22 protein-coding genes are annotated in these 23,299 nt (G+C 48.3%); 13 read left to right on the top strand and 9 right to left on the bottom strand.

All coding sequences use genetic code 11. From position 1 onward, the window contains the following. Positions 1-366 precede the first annotated feature (366 nt). Positions 367-3,090 (top strand): leucine--tRNA ligase, encoded by a 2,724-nt coding sequence (gene leuS / locus HQRW_RS06960; RefSeq protein WP_014556032.1) that lies wholly within the window; start codon positions 367-369, stop codon positions 3,088-3,090. Positions 3,091-3,743: 653 nt separating this feature from the next. On the opposite strand, the gene HQRW_RS06955 is transcribed toward leuS, so the two are convergent. Together HQRW_RS06955 and HQRW_RS06950 are read right to left on the bottom strand one after the other, a co-directional pair. Next, positions 3,744-4,499, bottom strand: coding sequence for a sugar phosphate isomerase/epimerase family protein (locus HQRW_RS06955; RefSeq protein WP_014556031.1), 756 nt, complete (start codon positions 4,497-4,499; stop codon positions 3,744-3,746). Between the two features lie 89 nt (positions 4,500-4,588). Next, on the bottom strand, positions 4,589-5,272 hold the full coding sequence (locus HQRW_RS06950; protein WP_014556030.1) for a MaoC family dehydratase: 684 nt from the start codon (positions 5,270-5,272) through the stop codon (positions 4,589-4,591). A gap of 172 nt (positions 5,273-5,444) precedes the next feature. Here HQRW_RS06950 and HQRW_RS06945 point away from each other — a divergent pair, with 172 nt between their 5' ends. The 6 genes from HQRW_RS06945 to HQRW_RS15835 all read left to right on the top strand — a co-directional run bounded on the left by HQRW_RS06945 (position 5,445) and on the right by HQRW_RS15835 (position 9,427). Continuing rightward, the gene (locus HQRW_RS06945) at positions 5,445-5,759 is read left to right on the top strand and encodes an AbrB/MazE/SpoVT family DNA-binding domain-containing protein (RefSeq protein WP_014556029.1); all 315 of its coding nucleotides are present in this window, start codon (positions 5,445-5,447) and stop codon (positions 5,757-5,759) included. Positions 5,760-5,764: 5 nt separating this feature from the next. Continuing rightward, a complete protein-coding gene (locus HQRW_RS06940; protein WP_014556028.1) occupies positions 5,765-6,229 on the top strand; it encodes a hypothetical protein in 465 nt (154 codons plus the stop codon). Between the two features lie 178 nt (positions 6,230-6,407). Continuing rightward, positions 6,408-6,962, top strand: coding sequence for a poly(R)-hydroxyalkanoic acid synthase subunit PhaE (locus tag HQRW_RS06935; protein ID WP_014556027.1), 555 nt, complete (start codon positions 6,408-6,410; stop codon positions 6,960-6,962). Further along, complete coding sequence (phaC, locus tag HQRW_RS06930) at positions 6,959-8,374, top strand: class III poly(R)-hydroxyalkanoic acid synthase subunit PhaC (protein ID WP_014556026.1); 1,416 nt, start codon at positions 6,959-6,961, stop codon at positions 8,372-8,374. Before HQRW_RS06935 ends, phaC begins: the two co-directional genes overlap by 4 nt. 170 nt (positions 8,375-8,544) lie before the next feature. After that, entirely contained in the window at positions 8,545-9,288 is a 744-nt protein-coding gene (locus HQRW_RS06925) for a beta-ketoacyl-ACP reductase (RefSeq protein ID WP_011571561.1), read from the top strand. Further along, the gene (locus tag HQRW_RS15835; RefSeq protein WP_158307740.1) at positions 9,269-9,427 is read left to right on the top strand and encodes a hypothetical protein; all 159 of its coding nucleotides are present in this window, start codon (positions 9,269-9,271) and stop codon (positions 9,425-9,427) included. The genes HQRW_RS06925 and HQRW_RS15835 overlap by 20 nt, the downstream gene beginning before the upstream one ends. A 26-nt stretch (positions 9,428-9,453) precedes the next feature. Here HQRW_RS15835 and HQRW_RS06920 read toward each other — a convergent pair whose 3' ends face one another. Then, positions 9,454-9,840, bottom strand: coding sequence for a Zn-ribbon domain-containing OB-fold protein (locus HQRW_RS06920; protein WP_014556025.1), 387 nt, complete (start codon positions 9,838-9,840; stop codon positions 9,454-9,456). Then, complete coding sequence (locus HQRW_RS06915; RefSeq protein WP_014556024.1) at positions 9,837-11,003, bottom strand: thiolase domain-containing protein; 1,167 nt, start codon at positions 11,001-11,003, stop codon at positions 9,837-9,839. The genes HQRW_RS06920 and HQRW_RS06915 overlap by 4 nt, the downstream gene beginning before the upstream one ends. Positions 11,004-11,157: 154 nt before the next feature. On the opposite strand from HQRW_RS06915, the gene HQRW_RS06910 reads away from it, so the two are divergent. Genes HQRW_RS06910 through HQRW_RS06895 form a run of 4 tightly spaced genes read left to right on the top strand, consistent with a single transcriptional unit; the run spans position 11,158 to position 13,812 of the window. Beyond that, positions 11,158-11,838: an energy-coupling factor ABC transporter permease gene (locus HQRW_RS06910; protein ID WP_011571558.1), complete on the top strand. Its 681-nt coding sequence runs from the start codon at positions 11,158-11,160 to the stop codon at positions 11,836-11,838. After that, positions 11,838-12,158 (top strand): hypothetical protein, encoded by a 321-nt coding sequence (locus tag HQRW_RS06905; RefSeq protein WP_014556023.1) that lies wholly within the window; start codon positions 11,838-11,840, stop codon positions 12,156-12,158. The genes HQRW_RS06910 and HQRW_RS06905 overlap by 1 nt, the downstream gene beginning before the upstream one ends. A gap of 5 nt (positions 12,159-12,163) precedes the next feature. Next, positions 12,164-12,979 (top strand): energy-coupling factor transporter transmembrane component T family protein, encoded by an 816-nt coding sequence (locus HQRW_RS06900; RefSeq protein WP_014556022.1) that lies wholly within the window; start codon positions 12,164-12,166, stop codon positions 12,977-12,979. Continuing rightward, on the top strand, positions 12,976-13,812 hold the full coding sequence (locus HQRW_RS06895; protein WP_014556021.1) for an energy-coupling factor ABC transporter ATP-binding protein: 837 nt from the start codon (positions 12,976-12,978) through the stop codon (positions 13,810-13,812). The genes HQRW_RS06900 and HQRW_RS06895 overlap by 4 nt, the downstream gene beginning before the upstream one ends. A 136-nt stretch (positions 13,813-13,948) precedes the next feature. Here HQRW_RS06895 and HQRW_RS06890 read toward each other — a convergent pair whose 3' ends face one another. Then, on the bottom strand, positions 13,949-14,812 hold the full coding sequence (locus HQRW_RS06890) for a 3-hydroxyacyl-CoA dehydrogenase family protein (protein ID WP_014556020.1): 864 nt from the start codon (positions 14,810-14,812) through the stop codon (positions 13,949-13,951). A gap of 291 nt (positions 14,813-15,103) precedes the next feature. Between HQRW_RS06890 and HQRW_RS06885 the strand changes: the two genes are divergently transcribed. Both HQRW_RS06885 and meaB read left to right on the top strand, forming a co-directional pair. Beyond that, complete coding sequence (locus HQRW_RS06885; protein WP_011571553.1) at positions 15,104-15,520, top strand: cobalamin B12-binding domain-containing protein; 417 nt, start codon at positions 15,104-15,106, stop codon at positions 15,518-15,520. Then, entirely contained in the window at positions 15,517-16,791 is a 1,275-nt protein-coding gene (gene meaB, locus HQRW_RS06880; protein ID WP_014556019.1) for a methylmalonyl Co-A mutase-associated GTPase MeaB, read from the top strand. Before HQRW_RS06885 ends, meaB begins: the two co-directional genes overlap by 4 nt. 96 nt (positions 16,792-16,887) lie before the next feature. Here meaB and HQRW_RS06875 read toward each other — a convergent pair whose 3' ends face one another. From HQRW_RS06875 to cobN, 4 genes are all read right to left on the bottom strand, one after another. Further along, on the bottom strand, positions 16,888-17,424 hold the full coding sequence (locus tag HQRW_RS06875; protein WP_011571551.1) for a cob(I)yrinic acid a,c-diamide adenosyltransferase: 537 nt from the start codon (positions 17,422-17,424) through the stop codon (positions 16,888-16,890). Between the two features lie 390 nt (positions 17,425-17,814). After that, positions 17,815-18,597, bottom strand: a complete 783-nt coding sequence (locus tag HQRW_RS06870; RefSeq protein ID WP_014556018.1) for a cobalt-precorrin-7 (C(5))-methyltransferase — start codon at positions 18,595-18,597, stop codon at positions 17,815-17,817. Beyond that, the gene (locus HQRW_RS06865) at positions 18,594-19,373 is read right to left on the bottom strand and encodes a precorrin-8X methylmutase (protein WP_014556017.1); all 780 of its coding nucleotides are present in this window, start codon (positions 19,371-19,373) and stop codon (positions 18,594-18,596) included. Before HQRW_RS06865 ends, HQRW_RS06870 begins: the two co-directional genes overlap by 4 nt. Beyond that, positions 19,363-23,295: a cobaltochelatase subunit CobN gene (cobN, locus tag HQRW_RS06860; RefSeq protein WP_014556016.1), complete on the bottom strand. Its 3,933-nt coding sequence runs from the start codon at positions 23,293-23,295 to the stop codon at positions 19,363-19,365. Before cobN ends, HQRW_RS06865 begins: the two co-directional genes overlap by 11 nt. Positions 23,296-23,299: the final 4 nt, after the last annotated feature.

The raw sequence follows: 23,299 nt of genomic DNA, 5'->3' as shown, positions 1-23,299 counted from the left end.
TATCTCCATTTCGACTAATAAATCGAGTGAGGTGTCAGGTACAATTACATTTATCGCGGAGTCTATCGAGAACGGGACGGACATTGAAGCCGCTCGGCAACTCAGATTTAGTGGCACTTCTGAGCTACCAACGCGGTGTCTATTCACTCAAAATCAAGGGGCGAAATCACAGACAATCACTTCCGGAGGGAGTTCTAGTGAGGTGAATATCACCACCCTGTTACCAGAGAATCTGCTTTTCCAGATATGCCTAACGGTCATTTTCTTATACTCCTGTCTGTGATATGCCAATTGGGTATCTCTTTGTTGAGCCCGTTGCGCCAAGTTGAAAATATGGCGTCGCTAAGAGGCATTTAGTATCAACTGATGACGAAGGGAAATTATGATCACGCTGCCGTTGAAAGTCATTGGCAATCCGCGTGGGATGATGCTAACGCCTACCGAACGCCAGATGATCCAGCAGACCTCACCTACGTCTTGGGTATGTATCCATATCCTTCCGGAAAATTACATATGGGGCATGTCCGAAATTACACCATTACCGATGCATACGCTCGGTATCGTCGAATGCGTGGAGATGATGTTCTTCACCCGATGGGGTGGGATGCATTCGGTCTTCCTGCAGAAAACGCTGCAAAAGAACGCGATACCAACCCTCGCGATTGGACGTATGATTGTATCGAGACAATGCGTGAGCAAATGGAATCGATGGGGTTTGGATATGACTGGGACCGCGAAATTACAACATGTGACCCAGAATATTATCAATGGAATCAATATTTCTTCCGTGAGTTCTATAATTCCGGAATAGTCGAACGACGAGACGCCGATGTTAATTGGTGTCCATCATGTGAGACCGTCCTTGCCGATGAGCAAGTCGAAGGTGAGGCCGAATTATGTTGGCGATGTGACACCGCGGTTGAACAGCGTGAGTTAGCACAGTGGTTCCTCAAGATCACTGAGTGGGCTGATGAACTTGTTGATGACATTGACCGGCTTGAGGGATGGCCAAACAATGTAACACAGATGCAACGAAATTGGATTGGTCGGCAATACGGCACGCTGTTGCCGTTTGAGATCGATGGATATGGCACAATCGAGGCATTCACAACGCGCGCAGACACGATTTACGGTGCAACGTTCTTTGCAGTCGCGACGGATCACCCAATTGCTGATGAGCTTCGGACAGAGAATGCGGCTATTGAAACATTCATTACAGACGAGGCTGACCCTGATGGCGATGAACCGAACGGTGTCTCAACTGGATTGACTGCGACGAATCCCGTTACTGGTGATGAAATTCCAGTATACATTGCTGATTTCGTTCTTTCTGATGTTGGCACGGGCGCACTGATGGGTGTCCCGGCGCATGATGAACGTGATCATGCGTTCGCAACGGCGATGGACATTGATATCATACCAGTTGTTGCTCCTGAATCAACTGATATCAATGACAGCACTCCAATCCCCCCAGACATTTCTGACACAGCATACACCGACGACGGCGTGCTAGTCAATTCTGGGCAATACACAGGGCTTGACAGTGAGACCGCACGTGAGAAGATTACAGCCGACACTACCGGGGCTGAATTAGATACACAGTATCGACTTCGTGATTGGGGTATCTCTCGACAACGATACTGGGGAACACCGATTCCGGTTGTCTACTGTGAGGAATGTGGTCCAGTGCTTGTTCCCGAGAAGGACCTTCCTGTTGAACTTCCACCGTTTATTAATACAACTGGGAATCCGCTTGAAGCGGCGACTGATTGGAAAGAGACAAACTGTCCTGAGTGCGGTGCTGCGGCGACTCGTGAGACAGATACGATGGATACCTTCGTCGATTCCTCATGGTATTTCTTGCGGTATGTCTCGCCAGATGTTGAGACTGAGCCGTTCGATATTGAGCGAACAAACCAGTGGATGCCAGTCGATCAGTACGTCGGCGGGATTGAGCATGCAGTCATGCATCTGCTGTACTCGCGATTCTTCACAAAAGTGCTGGCTGAAAACGATGATCTTGCTGTCACCGAGCCCTTCGAGAACCTACTGGCTCAGGGAATGGTTCAATTAGATGGTGAGAAAATGTCAAAGTCAAAAGGGAACACTGTCTCACCGCAGCGAATTGTCGAGGAATACGGTGCTGATACCGCACGATTGTTTATGATGCAGGCAGCACAACCTGAGCGTGATTTCGATTGGTCAGAAGAGGGTGTTCGCTCAACCAATCAGCTATTGACGCAACTCATCGAACTTGCCGATGTAATCGCCGACATAAACGTTGACCGAGCGGTTCTTGAAAATCATGATGCAGTAACTCAGCCATCAATCTCGAATACTGAGACCACACTCACAAATGAACGGACACCGATTGCATCATACGTCGATACCGAAATTGATGCTGCTGTTGCAATCGCGACTCAGGAGTATGATGAGCTATCTTTCAGTGTTGCGCTTCGAGAAGCGCGAGATCTTGTCCAGACCCTGAGACAGTATCGAAACTACACGACACCACATGTCGATACATACCGCCATGGGCTTGAGACTGTCATTCGACTACTTGCCCCAGTCGCACCACACATAACAGAAGAGTTGTATTCAGCTCTTGATCACGATGGGTTTATGACCGACGCATCATGGCCACAGACAGACGTTGACCGTGATATAGTCACAAAACGACGGGCACTGGTTGAGGATACCAGAGAGGATGTTCGTCAAATTATCACTGTTGCCGATATCGATGATCCAAAGACAATCACGATTGTTGTTTCACCAGCATGGAAGTATACCGCGTTGGAAACTGCAATTGAAAGCGATGCTGACAATCTTATCGCTGAGTTGATGCAAAATCCGACCATCCGTGAACAAGGTGATGCGGCTGCTGATTATGGACAGCAGTTACAAACTGAGCGTGAGGCATTAGCAACAACGCTCCCACCGGAGCGCGAATATGAAATGCTCCGTGCTGCAACATGGCTCATCGAACGCGAGTTTGATGCCCCTGTCAATATTATCCATGCTGAGGATGCCCCAGCAGGGGTCGCCCGACAGGCTGAACCTGGTCGTCCGGCTATTGATATCGATGAATAAGTATCACCACGATGACTCAAATGGCGTGAATGTGATTACTCCGGAGGCGAGCCCTGAGATACGTGGATGATCGGTTATAACCATTCAATTACCGCGATTACCCTAATCATCCCTAAAAAACATCTTCAGCCTCTCAGAAGCATGTAAGTGTCAAAATATATTGGAGACCACGATTCGGAGACAACAAGAAAGTGAAATAATTGATCTGTAGGCTGAGTTAACTGAACGTCCCGAAGTATTTCTCACCCTCCAGAAATAGTTTTACCTGGGAACCTGCCTTGGTGTCATATCAATATCAAAGCTCCGACGATTCCTGCTTTCTCGGCAGGACTGACAAACTCACTCTCACTGAGAGAGCCGTTTCACAGCGGTTCCGGTCTCCACAGGTCGTTCGAAAATTGAAGGTTTTCCTGATCACGAGAGACTTTGTCTCTCGGACGACGTTGATTTAGAACAATTCATTTCTAAGTCGGACGGTGCGTGGTGTCTGACCCCCCATGTGATGGGACTCTCAGCCAGACATGCTGACCATCATTATTTAATCATCAATCGTGCTCATATTATGGGTCAATTAGAGATGTCGGCTTCACTCTCGGGTCAAGCTCCGAGGCAGCCGCCTTGACAATCTGTACAGCATGTTTGAGGCTATGCTATCAGCCGTCAATATTCTCAGTCAGTTTAGCAAATCGTTGTCGTGAATCTGTGAGGTGTGCAGCGTCATCTGTAAATACCTCAATTGTCGCTGTTGCGTCAGGAACGAACTTTTGAATAAGCGGTCCAATGTCAGCCATTGCAACATCACCACTCCCAACTGTAATATGTGTATCACCACGATGTCGACCGTCGTGAATATGGAGGTGCTCAACGATGTCACTGTATTGCGTGAGCAATGTTCGTATTCCACTTACTCCTGCTTCAAGATATGCGTATCCGACATCAAGACAGATCGCGCCATCGACATTGTCAATAGTTGACCCAATACGCTCAAGTGCGAGATCACCGGCATACCCGGTTGTCTCAAAACAGATAGTGATATTATGTGCTCGCCCGATTTGAACAAGGCTACGTAATTGCTCATGAAATTGATCGGAGTCTGGGGCAATCCCCCGACGTGTTGGATGTGCCACAGCGGTCGTTGCACCAAGAGCACTCGCTGTTTCTAACACTGAGTCAAGATATGAAAGTGTTGCAGAATCAATTGCATCCACAGCAGTCGCCAACGGCTGATAATACGGGAGGTGAACGGTAAGATCAAGATTCTGTTGTTCAAGTCGTCGAGTGATCGAATTGATATTAACCTCGCCAATTGGACGTTCGCCTTCGCCTAATCCAACTTCGACATACTCAAATGCGTCTGGGATAGTTTCGATGCGGTCGAGATACGGTCCAATTGAGACACCAATATTCATGACTGTGTATATCTTATAAGACGAGCGCAATAGTTGACACGACCGTCTTTGCTCGTTCGGATCGACGAGGACGCTGATACTGCGTGAATCTATTCGGTTGTACTTGCGTCTGCGTCTGCGTCTGCGTCTGTTTCGGGTGCTGGTGGAGTGTCGATGAGGACAATTGCCTCACCATCAATGACAGTAGTTCCATCTTCTGTTTGTACCGTTGTGTCGAGTCGGTATCGGTCACCATCGAGCGTTTCAGCAACACGAACAGTTGCTTCAACCGTTGTTCCAATGTCGACAGGTCGTTCAAAATCAAGATCCTGTGACAGATATACAATCATGCCAGGAAGGCGTGCAAGTGCAGAGCTAATTAACCCCGACGCCAGCGTGCCATGAACAATCCGGCGACCAAACCGGGTATCTGAGGCGAACTCATCATCAAGATGAAGTCGATTTGTATCGCCGCTAATGTCTGCAAACGCGTGCACATCGCTATCTGTTAATTCCTTTCTGAATACGACTTCATCACTAACTTCAAGTTCTGCGACTGTGTCAACTGACTGAACTGTCGTCCATGACGATTTACTATAGGCGATTGAGTCATCACCAGACTCTCGACTGGGTGAATCTGCTGGAGCCATTGTTTGCGACCATAACTCGCGATTGGCTGCAGCAATATTTGAGTACATTTGAGCCATGTTCTTCGAAACTGCCGTTGAAGATTCAATCCATGCAGTAGCCATTCCCTCGAATGAGTCAGTCATTGATGACTGATCTGATGCCATATGATGCTCCATGTCATCATCGTTGATAGCAGTTATGGATTAATCGAGAAAATACCAGTTGACGGAAATAAAGACACATTTGAGACAATCAAAACCATTTGATTACATTGAGTGGTAATGAGTGGTAAAAATAGTAAGATTTATTATCTCAAGCCGTATAATTGATATTGAGATGACAGACGATTCGGATGATGAGACGCCCATCTGGTCGCCAGCGGCTGTTGCGAAACAGTTCCAAGAAGCGACGCAGAAGACAACGCAAAGTCAGCAGGAGCTATTCGAGCAGTATCTGCAGACCAGTATGAACGCTGGCGGACTCGGTGATTTCTCGCAGTTGAGTGCAATGACGATGGGAACAGCGATGTTCAAAACGCGCGTCCAAAGCGGTGGGCGAATTTCGATCCCTGATGCGGAGCGAGAGGCACTTGATATTGAAGAGGGCGACATTGTCCAAACAGTTGTCATCCCAGTTAAACGAAATCGGTGATTATAATGAACGCAGATCAAAATCCACTCAGCAGCATGTTCGAGATGCAACGCACGTACATCGAAGCAAGTCATCAAGCGGTAACGCAGTCGATTGAATTTCAAAAAGAGGCTGCCGAGGCGGTTATTGAAAGCTTTGGTCCAACCGCAAGTGCTCAACAAGATGGTGTTGAGATGACCCGTCGCGCATTCCATGCCGCTATCGATGGAATGGAGCCTGGGCTTCCGGCTGATACCACTGAGGAACTTCGAAGTGCTGTCGATGATCAATATGATGCGTTAGTTGAAGTCCACGGTGAGACGTGGGAATCACTCGAAGACACGGCAGAAGACGCAATTGAGGGTTATGATGAGCTCACTGAAACACAGACAGAGATGGTCGATGAAATGTATGAAATGATGTCACAAGCAATGACAGACGCAGAGTCAATGAGTGACGGCACTACGGTCCCGCTATCAACAGACGAATAAAACTCCAATTTAGTTCCATTCAGCCACTTTCGTATTATCCATGTGAAAAGCACAACTCACGTGGATATTGCGGGAATTATGACACATATACTACTTCTTAATTAACGTCGAAAGTATGATACTAAATCAAAACCCAAACACTGACACCATATCCGTAATATAATATACACGAATAACAATGAGCAATAATGCAAACGACCCCACAGAAATGATGGGGACAGAGATGATGGAATCGATGTTCGAGCAGTTTTCACAAACATACACTGACGCGCTCAAACGCAACATGGACGCACAATCTGAGTTTGCGGACACGTGGATGGACTCAGTTGATGAGATGCTCTCTGAGGAGCAATTTGATGATGCCTCAGAGGGTGCTGCAGAAGCGTATGAGTCCTGGATGCAAGCTGCAGAATCCTCATATGAACGAATGGGCGATATGATCCAAGGTGAAGATGTCGACCCAACAGACTTCCGTGATATCTGGTTGAATGCCGCAAATGAGGCGTTCAAAGAGTCGATGTCAACGACTGCATTCGCAGCGATGACCGGTCAAAATCTCGAGAGCGTGCTTGATTTCCAACAGCAGATGAACGACACAGCCGAGGAAACGCTTCATGGGATGGGATTCGCCACGACCGGTGATATCCGTGAGATCGGGGAACGACTCGTTGAGGTCGAGCGGCGACAACAAGCAATTGAGTCAAAATTAGACCAACTCATCAATCAGTCATGAATCCATTCACATATCCGATTGATGCACAGCGAAATCTTATCGATTCAATGACTGAAACGACTGAGTCGATACAGGCACTCCCAGAAAGTCTTGAGACAATGGCAACCATCGAGGTTGGTGAGACACCAAGTAATGTCGTCTATGAGGAAAATAAGCTTGAGCTCATCCATTATGATGCTGAAGCGGCAGGCATCGACCCTGAAGAGAGTCGCGATGTGCCGATCCTCATCGTGTATGCGCTGATTAATCGACCGTATATCCTTGATCTTCAGCCTGACCGGTCCGTTGTTCGGCGACTGCTTGAGGCTGGCTTTGATGTATATCTGATTGATTGGGGTGAGCCATCGCTACTTGATCACGCATTATCTCTTGATGATTATGTTAATCGATATATCGACAACTGTGTTGATGTTGTCGCTGATCGGTCAGATGTTGATTCAATCAATATATTGGGGTACTGTATGGGTGGGACAATGAGTGTAATGTACAGTGCAATTAATCCCGAAAAAGTTCGAAATCTCGGACTGATGGCAGCAGGACTTTGTTTCGCTGGAACCGGTGGTATTCTCGAAGAATGGGGTGATGATGAGTATTACTCTCCACAGGATGTCACTGATGCATTTGGGAATGTTCCAGCAGAATTCCTTGATACTGGATTTGCTCTGATGGATCCGGTCAACAATTATATCTCGAAATATACCACGTTGTATGACAAACTGGATGATCAGGACTTCGTCAAGAATTTTGCACGAATGGAGCGATGGCTCTCTGATGGAATTGATGTTGCAGGGACAGCATATGTTGAGTTTCTCGAAAAGATCTATCAAGAGAATCAGCTTTATCGTGACAAATTAGAACTCGGTGATGAGTCAGTCAGGCTATCGGAATTAAACATGCCGGTATTGCAGGTGATGGGCGAGTATGATCACCTGATTCCACCGGAAGCATCTCGACCATTCAATGATGTCATCCCGAGTTCGGATACCGAAATTATGGAGGCATCAACTGGACATATTGGACTGTCTGTCTCAAGTAGTTCACATGATGAACTGTGGCCAAATGTTGCTGGATGGTTTGCTGAGCGTTCAACCGTTGAGTCGGCATCGAACCTCTCAACAGATGGGGCAACCGAAGTTGTTGATGATACGGCTGTTGAGATCCCCGTTGGTGATAATACTGAGTCCAATGAGGATACAGACCAAACAGACGCTCAGACCGAATCCACAGACGACCCCGAATTGGAGTCAATCCAGGGCATTGGTCCAGCATACAGTGAGCAGTTAGATAATGCAGGAGTTGAAACGGTTGCTGATCTCGCTGCGGTTGACGCTAAAAGGCTCGCTGAGACAGTTGATGTCAGTGCATCACGTCTCCGCGAGTGGAGTGAACGTGCGGATGAATTGATCAAATAGTAAGCTTAGTTTCTCTCATACTAACCAGCGATTATATCAGATAACAGTATATCTGATTTTCATACATGAGATTATATATTTTAGTATATGTTACCCAAATATTATGACCATGGTATCATCATATTAATTATCTGCTGAACGAATAACTGGACAGCAGGATTCCAACAATGATGAACCTCGAAAATAGAACCTGCGTTGTTACAGGTGCGTCGCGAGGTATTGGTCGCGGCATTGCCGAGGAACTGGCTGATGAAGGAGCTAATGTAGCAGTTAATTACCGATCATCAAAGGCAGAGGCAAATGATGTTGTTGAGACGATTCGTGATGCCGGCGGTACTGCAATTACCGCTCAAGCAGATGTCACTGATTTTTCAGCCATCAAGTCGATGCGTGATCGAGTCCATGACAATTTCGGAGCAGTTGATATTCTGATTAACAATGCTGGTATTACCAAGGATACAACGTTCGAAAAGATGACACCTGATCAGTGGAAGTCGGTCATCGATGTGAATCTTAATGGGACATTCAATGCAACAAAGGTTTTTTTTAGTGATATTAAATCCTCAAATCAAGGTCGACTGATCAATATCTCCTCAATTGTCGGCAAACAGGGTAACTTTGGACAGGCGAACTATGCAACCTCAAAATCGGGTATTTTTGGATTTACGCGTACGCTCGCCCTTGAACTTGCCTCCTCAGGGTCAACAGCGAACTCGGTTGCGCCAGGATTCACGAAAACTGATATGCTCACAGATGTTCCCGATACGGTCAAAAACTCAATTAAAGATGATATCCCAATGAGTCGATTTGGTGAAGTTGAGGATATTTCACATGTTGTGAAGTTCCTTGCAAGTGAAGAGGCATCATATATTTCAGGCGAGGTTATCGATGTGAATGGTGCAATGGACCTTTGAGTTTCTATTGTTCACAGATACACAAGGAGAATGCCCCGAGGCGATTCACCACGCAATTTTTGATACTATTTGTTCACTTCGTTCATTTTTTGAGGAAGCGATTGTGCTCTCGGAATTAAATCAAAAACGTGCGAGCTGAGAAAACGTCTGAATGCTAAGCGCGTGTTATGTCTCAGCTGGAACAAACGTCACAACAGGCTCACCGGTTTTTGTTGCCTCACCGAGTTGCACTGTCACGTCAAGTCCATGTGCAATATCATCATCAGCACCAGCGAGTTGACCTGTCAATTGCACCTGTCCGTAATCAACGATCACAACATCATATGGAGCGTCCTCGCTAAACCGTGGAGTTGGAACATGAACCTTCGTGTGCGCAACAACTTCGCCTGTATCAGGGAGTGATACTTCTTTGATATCGGTCGAACCACAATGTGGACAAACACGTCGTGGCGGCAACGATCCATGTTCGTTCTCGCACTCAAGATAGTATCCATCACCTGCATCAATTGCCTCAAGCAATTCATCGTATCCAGCATCGCCAACGTCACTCATTGGTCCACCTCCAGAACATGAACAACAGTGCTTGCGACGGTTCCACCAGCATTGTGTGTTATTCCAACGGAAGCATCGGAAACATACTCACTATTGTGATGGTCACCACGCAGTAGCCGTGTCATTTCTGCGATCTGTGCGGCACCTGTTGCCCCAACAGGATGTCCTTTTGCTTTGAGTCCACCAGAGAGGTTGACTGGGATGTCACCCTCAGGAAGTGTATCACCGCGACGTGCAGCGTTAATTCCGTCGCCATGGTCAAAGATTCCCATTGATTCGAGTGCAAGAACTTCTGCGATTGTAAAGCAATCATGTACCTCTGCGACATCAACATCATCAGGACCAATCGCAGCGTCATCAAAGGCTTCATCCGCAGCATTAGTCGCTGCTGGGGTCTGTGTAAGATACTCGCGATCTTGCAGGGCAAGATTATCTGAGCCCTGTCCAGACCCTGTCACACGGACAGGAATATCAAGATCATTGTTTTCAGCATATTCCTCACTGACGATGACCGCTGCTGCGGCTCCATCAGTCACCGGACACGCATCATACAGATGCAGTGGCTCTGCCACTGGTGGCGCATCAAGCGCATCATCGATATCAATTTCATATTGGAACTGTGCAAACTCATTATCAACGGCATTTTCGTGATTTTTCTGTGCGATATGCGCAAGATCCTCTCTTGAGCCACCGTATTCCTCAAAGTATGCATCTGCCATCAGGGCGTATGCACCAGGGAAAGTAATCCCAACACGGACTTCATACAAGTCATCTGCAGCAAGCGCGAGTGATGCTGTTGTTTCAGCAGTCCCAAGATTATTCATCCGCTCAGCACCGCCGACAATCACTGCATCGGATTCGCCAGAACGTACATTTTTGATCGCTTCACGCACAGCAACACCTGAAGATGCACATGCGCTCTCAATTCGCGTTGCAGGGGCGTCAATACCGAGCGCCTCTGCCGAAATTGGTCCCATGTGTCCTTGGTCCTCAGAAACCTCACCGATGAAATTTCCATAGAAAACCCCCTCAATGTCGTCTGTGTCGACTCCAGCGTCATCAAGAGCCGTGAGACCAGCTTCTGCAAACATATCGCGTGTCGTGCGTTCAGGATGCTTCCCGAAGTGTGTGAGCCCAACGCCTGCTACTCGTGGGTGACCCATACTACATATATTATTGAGATTGCATAAAAAGACTATGTGCATTACTTGGAGGACATATTAGCAACAAGATCCTCTAATAATTGAATTGTTACTATATTATTCTCTAAACAAAGCCAACATTATTATATCTAGATGCTGAATTAGTAAAATAGAGATGGCACATATTCATCTTGGCGAAGGCTCGTTTCCTCTCTGGGCACTTGCCCTGTGGACGACCGTTGGTGTTGCACTCATCAGCGTCGTTGTTTACCGGATCCGCAAGGACAGTATCAAGACCCATCAAATCGCTCTTGCTGGAATCGGAGCGGCAGCAAGTTTTGCAATCTTCCAATTGAATATTCCCGTCTGGGGTGGTATTCATATGAACCTTACCGGTCTTGTCGGTATTCTTGCCGGACCGCTGCTCGGCGCACTGATTGCTCTTGTGGTCAATATTTTCTCAGCAGCACTGGGTCATGGTGCTGTTGGTCTACTCGGCGCAAACACGCTGGTCAACGCCTCTGAAGCCATTGTTGCCTACTATATATTTAAAGCACTGCTTCGGATGGACTGGGACAGTTTCCCTGCCAGTACCGGCGCAGCGACCCTTGGGCTTTCAGCTGGTGCGATCTTGATGGGTGCAATCATCGTCATTAGCGGTGTCAACGGCAGTGCCCTCCCCCGTGGCGACCTGACAATCGCGGTCGCCGGGTTGGTCGGGCTCAATCTTGGGGTTGCCGTCATTGAAGGGATTTTAACTGGCTTTGTTGTCCAATTTCTTGTCTCCGTCCGACCTGACCTCATTGGTCTTGTTGACCGAACCACGACTGAGGACTCTGCTGGGGTGACAGCCTAATGAATCGCTGGAAACAGTATGGTGGACTCGCTGGATTATTTGCAGTCTGTCTTGCCGCTGGTCTTTGGGGGTTCACCTCAACTGGCGGCGCACTTCCATGGGCGAAACGCTCTGCGCAGGCACTCCAGCGCGGCGCACGAGATGGCGGTGGGGCGCTCATCGACCTCAGTCGTGGAGTCCTTGTCGCTGGTCCGATTCGGAAAGGTGGTATGATGCTCGAATTCCTCGGTATTGTTATTCTCCTCGTCGGTTTCGGGATCGGGTTATATGTATATGTGAGTCGGTCCGGCAGGCTCGACGACTCTGAACGTACGGCTTAATAATCGTGACGACACTCTCAAACCACGTCCCGGATCCACGACTCATCACCGCGTACGCTGAACATCAAGAGGGACCCCTTCATCGGGTCAATCCATGGACAAAAGTTGGCATAGTTGGCGCGCTTGTCTTTGCCGTGACAATCATTGATACGCTCACCGTCCTTGCAGGGCTCTATGCTGTGATACTGGTAACATATGGTGTTGCCGGACTTCCATATCGTCGGCTTATCTATTGGTATACACTGCCATTATTATTCATCGTCTCAGTTGCGGGACCGTTGGCGTTTCTTGAGCCAGGGGTACCAATTGGTGAAGCACTCGCTACCCCCGTTGGTAGACTCTCGGTCACGTGGGCAGGCGCCTCGTTGTTCGGTGAGTTGACCTGCCGATCACTTACGGTTGTAACATTTACATTAACTACAACGATGACGACTCGATACGCTGATATCGCCTACCTACTCGGTCGGTTACTTCCGCGACCAATCGATCAGGTCGCATTACTCACCTATCGATTCACGTTTGTCATGATTGAGACGCTTGAAGACCTGGTAAAAGGTGTCCTCGCTCGCGGGGCGTCTCTCTCTGATTTCTGGGCGAACCGTCGCACCTATGCCCGAATTCTCGGGATGACGTTACTGACTGCAATTGAACGCTCCGAGCGACTGGTCAAATCGATGGAAGCTCGCGGTTATGACGGTGATATTACGTTATATGGTGATGTCTCACGACCACCTGCCAGTGAGGTCGTCATTATTGGCTCTTGCTACAGTGGTGTCGTTATTTACGCGCTCATCGTCGTTTATGAGGTGATTCCGGTATGACTGCGGATCACTCAGGGGAACGGACGCCGCTGGTTGATCTTCAATGTGAGGCTCATACCTATCCTGACGGCACCGTTGGAATGCATGAAATTGACTTTTCTGTGTATCCGAATGAGGTGGTCGCACTTGTCGGTGGGAATGGCGCCGGCAAATCGACATTGCTTGAACACCTGAACGCCACTCTTGTTCCTGATGAGGGCGAATTAATTGTCGATGGAACTGCAATCACTGAGGATAATAAAGCGCATGCCCGGAAGGCAGTTGGATTTGTCTTCCAAGACGCCGATACACAATTAGTAGCGCCCACGGTTTTAGATGATGTGTTGTTCGGTCTGCAAAACTACGGCATAACCGGTGAGGAGGCCGAGCGTCGTGCCCGCGAAGCACTGGCGACAGTTGATGCGTCACATCTTGAAGACCGGATCCCACACTATCTCAGCGGCGGTGAAAAACGCCTCATTGGTCTCGCCGGTGTGCTTGTTTTGAATCCTAGCGTGGTCGTCCTTGATGAGCCACTCGCTGGTCTTGACCCCGAGCGATCACGATTAGTCGCTAAACGAATCCGACAGATTCACCAGGAGGGTATCAGCGTCGTGTTATCGACACATGATCTAGAATTCGCCGCTGAAATCGCCGATCGTGTCTGCGTGATGGCTGATGGTAATATCATTGAGAGTGACACACCACAAGCGGTATTCTATGATGATGAGCTATTAAATAAAGCAAATCTTCGCCCACCAACAGCGGTCCGCATAGCGCACGATATTGGCGTTGATTCTACCGCTCACCCGGTCACAGAAGCTGATCTTGTTTCGATTTTTTCTAAGACGTAGGCTGAGGGAATGAGAAAAGCCAGGGGTCACCCGACCCGTGGTCGTTTACGATGGTTCATCAGGATCACCCAATAATGCTAGCGGGGACTGAATATCTCTTCTCGTAATTTATACTCCAACTGTGAATATTGCGTGCTCAATCATAATCATAAAATCCACGACCGGTCTTTTTTCCAAGATCACCAGCTTCGACCTTTCGCTTGAGAAGGTATGCTGGCTTATATCGATCACCAAATTCATTATATAGGGTTTCAGTCGCATGCAAACAGATATCCAATCCAATATGATCTGCAAGCGTCAGTGGTCCCATCGGAGCATTCGTTCCAAGTGTCATCCCCTTATCAATATCTTCCTTTGTTGCAACATCTTCATCATATGCACGGATCCCCTCATTAATCCATGGCATGAGAATCCGATTTGTCACAAATCCCGGTTTGTCATCAGAAACCCATGCTTCTTTTCCAAGTATGTTAATAAATGACTGAGCGAACGATAGGACGTCATCAGCGGTTCGTTCTCCGGCAACAAGTTCAACACCGTCCATTACAGGGACAGGATTCATGAAATGAATACCAATGACGCGGTCAGGATATTCTGTGATACTTGCAATGCTCGTAATTGATAACGTGCTTGTATTTGTTGCCAACACAGTATCGTTATTTGTCATTTCATCAAGATCACTGAAAATGTCCTGTTTAATATCCATATCCTCGACGGCTGCTTCGATAATGAGATCACATGTTGTGAGGTCATCAAGCGCCGTTGTACCAGTGATACGGTCCTGTATCATTGCTGTTTCACTCTCGCTTCGGCGTTCGGCTTCGACATCGCGATCAAGTCGGTCAGCAATAGCTACAAGTCCATCTTCAACGAATTCAGTCTTAATATCTCGCAAGACAACGTCATACCCTGCCGCTGCTGTCACTTGTGCAATCCCACTGCCCATTGTGCCTGCCCCGACAACGCCAATCCGTTCGACAGATTCGATATCACGTGTCATCAAGCGGGCGTCGGTGTAGTACTCACCTAATCCTTTCGTTTGTGCGCACAACTCAGAAAATCAGTCGTCTGGCGAAGTCAGTATTCTTCTCGCTCACCCAACCCTTTGGATCGCTCCATTTGCGGGAGCAGACGGAGTTAAACCGAATTACAAAAGCCACGAGTCACTCAACCAGTTGTCATTTATATATTATTAAATATTCAACCACTGAACAATTCCTGCCGGTTGCGAGAAGGCTGTCAGACATGATAATCCGATAAAGTCATACGGTATGCTCGGGTATTGTTAGACATGAGCACAGAAAACAAACAACAGAGCGTCCGATGCATGATCGCGAAAGTCGGACTCGATGGGCATGACCGGGGTGCTCATGTTGTTGCCCGAGCGTTCCGTGATGCTGGGTTCGAGGTTATTTACTCTGGATTACACAAAGCACCTGAAGAAATTGTTCAAGCAGCTGTGCAAGAGGATGTTGATGTTCTTGGTATCTCCATCCTCTCTGGGGCACATAAGACACTTGTTCCAAAGATTATGAATGGACTTGAAGAGTACGGCGCTAAATCAGAGACACTTGTTCTTGCTGGCGGTGTGATTCCTGAGGAGGACCGCGATGATCTGAGAGATCATGGAATTGCTGCGATTTTCGGTCCAGGAACCTCAATCGATGAAACAGTTGAATTTATTCGTGAAAACGCGCCACAGCGATGAGTATGAATGCAAGTGATGAATCATTACTTGAATCGTTACTCGCAGGTGAGCACCGCGCGCTCGCACGCACCATCTCAAAGATCGAAAACCGTGAGACAGGGTATCAATCGCTTGTCTCAGCGTTATATTCACACACTGGTAATGCAGATGTTATCGGAATAACGGGAAGCCCAGGCGCAGGGAAATCGACGCTTGTTGATAAACTTGCAGAGGCGTATCGTGCCCGTGATGAGACTGTGGGAATTATTGCAATCGATCCCTCTTCACCATTCACCGGTGGTGCTGTTCTCGGCGACCGAATTAGAATGGCATCAACAGTCGGTGATATGGATGTATTTGTCCGGTCAATGAGCGCTCGTGGAGCGCTTGGTGGTCTCTCAACAGCAACTGCAGACGCTGTCAAAGCAATGGACGCCTTTGGGAAAGATAAAATTATTATTGAAACTGTGGGTGCAGGACAAAATGAAATCGATATTGTCCAAACCGCCGATACGGTGGCTGTGTTGGTACCGCCCGGTTCGGGTGATGATGTGCAGACGCTGAAGGCAGGCATTCTTGAAATCGCAGATGTGTTCATTGTGAATAAAGCTGACCGCGATGGGGCTGATAGGACCGTCCAAGAACTCCGTGAGATGGTTCATCTTGGTGAAGGAAAGCAAACATCTCGTGATACAAGTGGTCATCACGGTGTTATGAGTACTTCTGGATCGTCAACAATGGACACTAATGGTCAGAATAATCACTCAGGGACAACAGTAGGTGCTGGAATGGATGGTGGAGGGCATGCACAAACAGAGTCAAAGTCAAAATCTGCTGATTTGGCGACTCATCAGACTGATACATCGAACATCACTCCAGAGGAAAACAATCATGAGACAGTGTCACCATGGTCAAAGCCAATCATTGAGACAGTTGCAACGGAAGGATCCGGCATTGAAACGGTCATTGAAGAATTCGCAGAGCATCGGACATATCTGAAACACTCTGGTGAGAAGGCTGAGCAGGCACGACAGCGTTACGCTGAGGAAATCCGGACACTCCTTCGAGGAGATATCAATCAACTCATAGAAACGAGACTTAATGCAACGAGCAGTGTTGACGTGCTTGCAGAGGCAGTCCGTCGAGGTGAGACCGACCCGTACACAATTATGAATGAGATTGTCAATTCAGTTGAGCCATGTCTCGATAAGCAAGCATTCGAGGGCGTTTCTGATCTCACCCATTATACTGACCAGATTGATAGTGATTCCAGCGATAGCAATAATATCTAGCAATATTAGGAAAAATCACTAATCGTGATGATAGCATTCATATTCATGGTAATTGCAATTCGTGAACTCGTGGGTTTTATTTTATAGTATATATATTTAGTAAGTTGGGTTTTCCTCAGCAACGTCATCACGTTGGTTTGTAACGCGTGCAAGCGTAAATAGTAGATCTGAAAGCCGATTGAGGTAGGTGACTGCGACGTTATTCATATCCTCAACTTCTGATTCAAATGAGACGGCACGCCGCTCAGCGCGTCGACATACCGCACGTGCATGATGAAGTTTCGCACCTGCCTCTGCACCCCCCGGAAGAATGAAATCCTCGAGTGGTTCAAGTTCCTCATCTATGGTATCGATCCATTCCTCAAGTTCTTCAACGTGTGACATATCGACGGTTGGGTCATCCTCATCAGGGTCAGGATTCGCGAAGTCAGCTTGGACAATATGGAGATGATTCTGTATTGAGTGAAGAATAGTATCGATATCATCATATCCTGTCGGACGAACCGTTCCGAGCAATGAATTGAGTTCATCGGCATTCCCATACGCTTCGATACGTGGATGCTGTTTTGAGATACGTGACATATCTCGAAGGTCCGTCTGTCCACTGTCACCGCGTTTTGTGTAAATCTTCATGCTATGTAATTAGTTATGTATGTATGATAGGGTTAGTTTCGATTCGATTCCTGTCTTGTGTGTTTATAACAGTTGTTTGGACTGTGACTTCCATATCCGAAGCGGAACACGCACACAGGCGTTCCAGCCGCAATCAGTCTGCATGTGGGTTCGGATAGAAACAGTGGTCATATTACCACCGACTGCTGAAGACAATAGAACACACGAAGTGTCGTATCGCGTAGCTGAAGTCATCGTAGATTCACTCAGAATCCGTTGTTTTTGATCGGACTCATTGCGCATATGACTGTTCGCTCAGTAGTTTCATACTTAGACTTAACAGAGAGTGTTTCTCACATCGAATACGGAATCTGTGCTTGATTGCGATTGCTCTGGGGCTTGGATATAAAATTACGTTGTATTCTGTCTAATCGCCAGAACAGAGAGATCTGAGAAGTCAGTATCTTCCCGTGTTGGTTCTGCGACCGCTGTGTCCGCTGCAAGTGCGCCAAGTGTTGATTGTGTTCGTGATTCATTTTCATGTGTGAGTCGCTCGAAGACAAGAGTCTCAAGCTCTGGATTTGCCCCAGCCTCACACAGCATTGCTGCAATCGACTCAGGCATCCAATCGAATGGGCGTGGAAGGATGAGAAGATTGCGTGTCCCGACATCACGTCGGATCCGTGTGAGGGCATCATCAATCTCTCCGCTTTTATGTAAGGTAACAAACGTTGTTGCCTCCATCGGCGTTCGCGCTCGACTTGCAGCAATCTGTAATGCAGAGATTCCTGGAATAATCCGAACGGGACGGTCAACGACACGTTGTACCTTCCCGACAAATTGATACCCAGAGTGATTTGGATCACCCATTAGAACGGCTGTTCCACTCGCCCCTGTTGCAACACGATCGGCAAAGTTCTCTAATGCAGTAGCCTCGTCACGATATCCACATGTGAAAACCGTCGTTTCATCGCCGATGTGATCACGGATGAACTCAACGACAGTTTCAAATCCAACAATCACATCGGCTTCGGTAATCGAACGCTTCCCCCGTGGCGTAAGATACGCAGTCGACCCTGGTCCGATTCCGACTGCATGAACTGGATTGGCTGCTTCTCTCGACTCCGGGTGATCAGTTGCGACTGTCGCTGGATCAGGTCCAGACTCAAGATCGTATTCGTCAGTCTCGCTCATCGTTCGACCTCTCTGTGATCATGTCTGTTCGATTCTGTTTGTGCGGTCTCAAGTGTAACTTCGCCATCACGTACATCGCTGGCTACGTGAACAAGTTCGTTTGTCAGTCCCGCTGCGAGTCCACTTCCACCGCGTCGTCCAACAGTTGTGATTGCCGGGACACCATATTCAGTCGCAACGGCTCGAATTCGATTCCGACTTTCAGCCGCCTTAATAAATCCAACCGGGGTTGCAACAATCGCGGCAGGACGGGTCCCCGATTCGATACAGTCAGCAAGTGCAAGCGCTGCAGTTGGGGCGTTTCCAATCGTCGCGATTGCATCATCATAGACACCCTGTCGGTCTAACTCAAGCACGGACGCGGCTGTTCGAGTCATGCCTGTCTCAGCGGCGAGTTCGGACCCATTACCGATCGCTTTTTTTACCGGACACTGATGACCACGACCGGTAATTCCGGCTTTCACCATCGTAATATCAGTCACAATTGGCTGCTCAGAGAGAACTGCACGAGCACCGGTTCGAACGGGATCACCTGCAAATCGAACAAGATGCTGAAACTCGGGATCGCCGGTCGCGTGGACAGCCTTCTGCCGAAGGCGGTCTTCAAGCGTCTCATCAGGAACGAGTTCGCGAACACGATCCATGCTTGACTCCGCAATCTCCATCGCATCAGAAGTTGTTGCTCCAAGGTCCGCATACTCCTCGTATTCATCATTAGTGCTCCCGCTCCCGCCATCAGTGGATAGATCCATGTGTGCGTTTTTTTCAGTCGTCATCATTTGTCACTCCTGGCTCGGAATCGGTCTCAGACATTCCATGGTGTGTCGAATTACGGTCACGAGCTTCAATATCACCGTCAACAGCAAGATTAAGATCGCGGAGTCGTTCAATTGTCTCCGTAGACGCATTCCAAAGATCGCGCTCGGCGGCCTCAAGCAGCGTATCAGTAATTGATTCAAGTGCCCATGGATTGACATCACGAAGCCACTCTTGTCGGTCTGCATCAAAGGCATATGCATCTGCAACATCTTCCCATAGCGTATCGCTAATTACGCCTGTTGTTGCATCCCAGCCAAGCACGACATCGACCGTCGTCGAAAGGTCACCAGCGCCTTTATAATCATGATCTTTCATCGAATCAATCCACGCTGGATTGAGGACGCGTGCTCGCATTGCTTTGCGAACTTTTTCTTCATTCGTGTAAATAGAGACGTTGTCAGGGTCACTTGAGTCACCGACGTATGAAGCCGGCTCTGAGTCAGCATGCTCACTGACTGCGGTAATAAACCCACCGTGAAACGCATACCAATCAGAGGAATCGAATTCATCCTGCTCGGCGGTATCCTCGATTTTGACAGTCGCCTCAACAGTGCTCAATCGTTGTTTGAATGCCTCATGTGCATCAGTTACCCGTCCACGACTTCCGAGTGCGTACCCACCCCACTGGACGTAGACGGATGCAAGATCACTTTGATCATCCCAGTTTCCTTCATCAACCGCTTTGTTTGTCCCAGCACCGTATCCGCCAGGTGTTGTTGTGAACACCCGATGCATTGCAGTGCTTCGGGCATCGCTCTTATCCATACCATCGGCTTCATGTTCTGCTGTCTCGGTCTCGACGTGTTTTTTGATGTAATTCTCATCATGAGACTCATCAAGTTCGACAACAGTTTCAACCGCATCATGAATGACACTTGCCGCCTGTGGGAAGGCATCTCGAAACAGTCCGGACACGCGTGTTGTCACATCAATACGAGGTCGGTCAAGCTCTGACAGTGGGATTGGCTCAACATCGTCAATCCGACCGGCGTCGGTCCACTGTGGCTCGACGCCCATCAATGCAAGTACCTGTGCAATCGTTTCTCCGCGAGTTCGAACTGTTGGTGTCCCCCATGCGACAATACCGATCTCCTCTGGGTATTCGCCAGATTCGGTGTGATGTCGTTCGGCAACGCCAGCAGCAACCTCACGACCAACACGCCAAGCACTTTTTGCTGGAACCTTCCGTGGATCGAGTGTGTAGAAATTTCGCCCAGTTGGGAGAAGATCAACGCCACCGCGTGTTGGGGCGCCTGACCCACCGGGTTCAACATACGCACCATCGAGTGCGTCTGCAGTCTGTGGGATTTCTTCCTCGGCTGCAGCAACACGCGGGGCAGCTTCTGTGCAAATAAACTTGAGCACCTCCCGGAGATCATCATGCGCACCGGCGCTTGCTCGGGCGTCACCAATTGTATCAATATCGACGACCAGCAAATTCATATTCACTTCATCATGTGGACCAGCCTCGCGTTCAGATGCTGGAATCTCAAAATTCTCAGTCGCGAGTGTTTCAACGAGGTCACAACTTGTCTCATAGACAATATCCGCAGCAGCAGCATATGTCATTCCAAGAGCTTCATCATAGACTCCGGGGTCATTACGGAGTCGGTCATAATCAACACCAAGAACACCAGCGACTGCCTCACGAAGACTTGGCACTCCAGGATTCTCAAGTCGTGTGAGTGCAACGAGATATTCGATAAGACGCTCGTTGATCGGCGGCTCGCTCATCGTATGGAGCCCCATTCGAATTTGGGTTGTTTTTATATCCGTTAGATATTCGTGAATACGTTCGACAAGGGTGTCAATAGTAACGATATCACCCGTCACACTCCCGGATGCAAGTGTCGATCCCGCAGCATCAGGACCGCGAATATCTGCTTTCTCATCGATAGTGCCTGTAATACCCAATTCGACTGCAAGATCAAGCTCGTCAACATGCTCGCGAATAAGTGTCTCAAGTTGTTCGCCATCGTCGCTCCGAGCATCAGTCATGCCTGCTTCTCGATACTGTTCAGCGAGTGATTCGAGTTCCTGCAGATCATCGTATGTTCCCGCATTTGACATGACGGGCGTGAGATAATCAACAACCGCAGCATATGACCGCCGCTTGGCTTGTGTTCCCTCACCAGGATTGTTGATGATATATGGATAGATATTCGGAAGTGCTGAGACAAGTTGGTCAGAAGCGCTTTCTCCATTCAGTCCAACAGTCTTGCCTGGAAGCCATTCTAAGGACCCATGCGTGCCAAGATGAACGACTGCATCAGCCGCAAACTCTTCGCGGAGCCACCTATAAAAGGCGAGATAGTCATGTGGTGGCTGGAGATCTGAGTCATGATATATCTTGGATCGGTCCATCCCAAATCCACGGGGTGGCTGAACGGTAACAAGAACATTTCCAAACTCAATACCTGGAATCGCAAAGGGTCGATCTGGTGGGGCTCCCCATTCATCACGGAGATTTTCTTGGAATCGGTCATCAGTGTCGAGGAACCACTCTCGATACTGATCAGCGGAAACGACATCAACACTTAGATCACGAACATCTGCTGGGGCAACCCAGCGGTCATCAAGTGTGAGTTGTGCTGTAAGTTGATCAATAAGGGCTTGTCCGCTATCTGGTCGACGACCACCAAGGTCATACTCCCGTTCAGCGAGCTCGTCAAGGAGATTGACAGTGCTCTCTGGCGAATCAAGTCCAAATGCAGTCCCAATACCATCATCACTTGGGGGGTAATTATGCAGTACAACAGCAACACGTTTCTCATCATTTTCGAGATATCGGAGTCGTGCCCAGTTGACTGCGAGACGAGTCGCATGGTCAATCCGATCGGTCATCGGGTGATGCTGCTTCGGTGCACTCCCAATTCCAGCATCATCATCAAGTCGTTCTTTCCCGCTGATTGGGTGGGTGATGACGTTCCCATCAAACTCTGGAAGTGCGACTGAGAGCGCAAGTTCAAATCCCATCACTCCGGTAGTGCTGCTCTCATACCGCGAGCGTGAGCGCATTGTCGTAATAGTCTGAAGAACAGGGACGCCAAGCCGATCAAGGAAAACATCCTCTGCACTGTTTCCCTCGTCACTGGCACTTCGTCCTCGCTCATCCATCGATAATGAGAACATGAATGATGAGAGCACAGCATCAACAATCGGGTCACCATCATCAATTAACCACGTGTCAGTAACCCATTCAGCGTCTTGCTGATCATCGGTGTCGGTTGCTGGATTACAGAAGATCGGGAGTGCATTCGCATCATTGTCTTCGAGTGCTCGCACTTGTGCATCAATGTATTGAGTGTTCTCATGCGTCCAATGAGATTCATAAAACCAGATTGCGACTGTGGGACGATCTGGATCAAATGTCGATCGAAGTTCATCATAGCTCGCTCCTGGATGATCAGGGTGATATACTCCTTCCGTGGGAAGCGTCACTGGGTCATCATATGGGTATGTATCAGATCCGAATGTCTCAGCCAGATATCGGAGTAGATTCGTGATATTGCTTGTTCCACCGCGGTCAAGATACTCATATGCCTGATCGCGGGTGGTGGCATCAACAGACGTGTCCTCCATTGCATATGCATCACCAGTTGATTTGACAATGAGTGGAACCCCTGCTTCCGCAAGCTTGTCAACAGCCTGTTCATACCCTGGAAGACTCTCTTCGCCGCCATGAAGCCAGAATATCGTTGCTATTGCGTCAGTATCGGTGTTTGTCACCTCTGAAAGAAACGCCTTCGTGTCGGTTGGGTCGTCAAGATCGCTTGCTGACCGAACGACAAGAGAAATATCATCAGCAAGACCAGCAGCAGCGCGCTGAACTGATCCGAGTTCGTTCTCAGTCGCCGTATAAAGACCGATTGTAGGCATAATG

It is taken from the genome of Haloquadratum walsbyi C23 (genome assembly GCF_000237865.1).
In the GTDB taxonomy this organism is placed as follows: domain Archaea; phylum Halobacteriota; class Halobacteria; order Halobacteriales; family Haloferacaceae; genus Haloquadratum; species Haloquadratum walsbyi.
Note: the sequence above shows the minus strand (reverse complement) of the source record. Positions and strands in the feature narration are given on the sequence as shown.

Coding starts and splice junctions, on each gene's coding strand:
- HQRW_RS06895 (WP_014556021.1), top strand. CDS start 12,976: ATGACTGCGGATCACTCAGGGGAACGGACGCCGCTGGTTGATCTTCAA.
- HQRW_RS06910 (WP_011571558.1), top strand. CDS start 11,158: ATGGCACATATTCATCTTGGCGAAGGCTCGTTTCCTCTCTGGGCACTT.
- phaC (WP_014556026.1), top strand. CDS start 6,959: ATGAATCCATTCACATATCCGATTGATGCACAGCGAAATCTTATCGAT.
- HQRW_RS06950 (WP_014556030.1), bottom strand. CDS start 5,272: ATGGCATCAGATCAGTCATCAATGACTGACTCATTCGAGGGAATGGCT.
- HQRW_RS06890 (WP_014556020.1), bottom strand. CDS start 14,812: ATGACACGTGATATCGAATCTGTCGAACGGATTGGCGTTGTCGGGGCA.
- HQRW_RS06905 (WP_014556023.1), top strand. CDS start 11,838: ATGAATCGCTGGAAACAGTATGGTGGACTCGCTGGATTATTTGCAGTC.
- cobN (WP_014556016.1), bottom strand. CDS start 23,295: ATGCCTACAATCGGTCTTTATACGGCGACTGAGAACGAACTCGGATCA.
- HQRW_RS06920 (WP_014556025.1), bottom strand. CDS start 9,840: ATGAGTGACGTTGGCGATGCTGGATACGATGAATTGCTTGAGGCAATT.
- HQRW_RS06945 (WP_014556029.1), top strand. CDS start 5,445: ATGACAGACGATTCGGATGATGAGACGCCCATCTGGTCGCCAGCGGCT.
- HQRW_RS06915 (WP_014556024.1), bottom strand. CDS start 11,003: ATGGGTCACCCACGAGTAGCAGGCGTTGGGCTCACACACTTCGGGAAG.
- HQRW_RS06925 (WP_011571561.1), top strand. CDS start 8,545: ATGAACCTCGAAAATAGAACCTGCGTTGTTACAGGTGCGTCGCGAGGT.
- HQRW_RS06955 (WP_014556031.1), bottom strand. CDS start 4,499: ATGAATATTGGTGTCTCAATTGGACCGTATCTCGACCGCATCGAAACT.
- HQRW_RS06940 (WP_014556028.1), top strand. CDS start 5,765: ATGAACGCAGATCAAAATCCACTCAGCAGCATGTTCGAGATGCAACGC.
- HQRW_RS06885 (WP_011571553.1), top strand. CDS start 15,104: ATGAGCACAGAAAACAAACAACAGAGCGTCCGATGCATGATCGCGAAA.
- HQRW_RS06865 (WP_014556017.1), bottom strand. CDS start 19,373: ATGACGACTGAAAAAAACGCACACATGGATCTATCCACTGATGGCGGG.
- HQRW_RS06875 (WP_011571551.1), bottom strand. CDS start 17,424: ATGAAGATTTACACAAAACGCGGTGACAGTGGACAGACGGACCTTCGA.
- leuS (WP_014556032.1), top strand. CDS start 367: ATGACGAAGGGAAATTATGATCACGCTGCCGTTGAAAGTCATTGGCAA.
- meaB (WP_014556019.1), top strand. CDS start 15,517: ATGAGTATGAATGCAAGTGATGAATCATTACTTGAATCGTTACTCGCA.
- HQRW_RS06935 (WP_014556027.1), top strand. CDS start 6,408: ATGAGCAATAATGCAAACGACCCCACAGAAATGATGGGGACAGAGATG.
- HQRW_RS15835 (WP_158307740.1), top strand. CDS start 9,269: ATGGTGCAATGGACCTTTGAGTTTCTATTGTTCACAGATACACAAGGA.
- HQRW_RS06870 (WP_014556018.1), bottom strand. CDS start 18,597: ATGAGCGAGACTGACGAATACGATCTTGAGTCTGGACCTGATCCAGCG.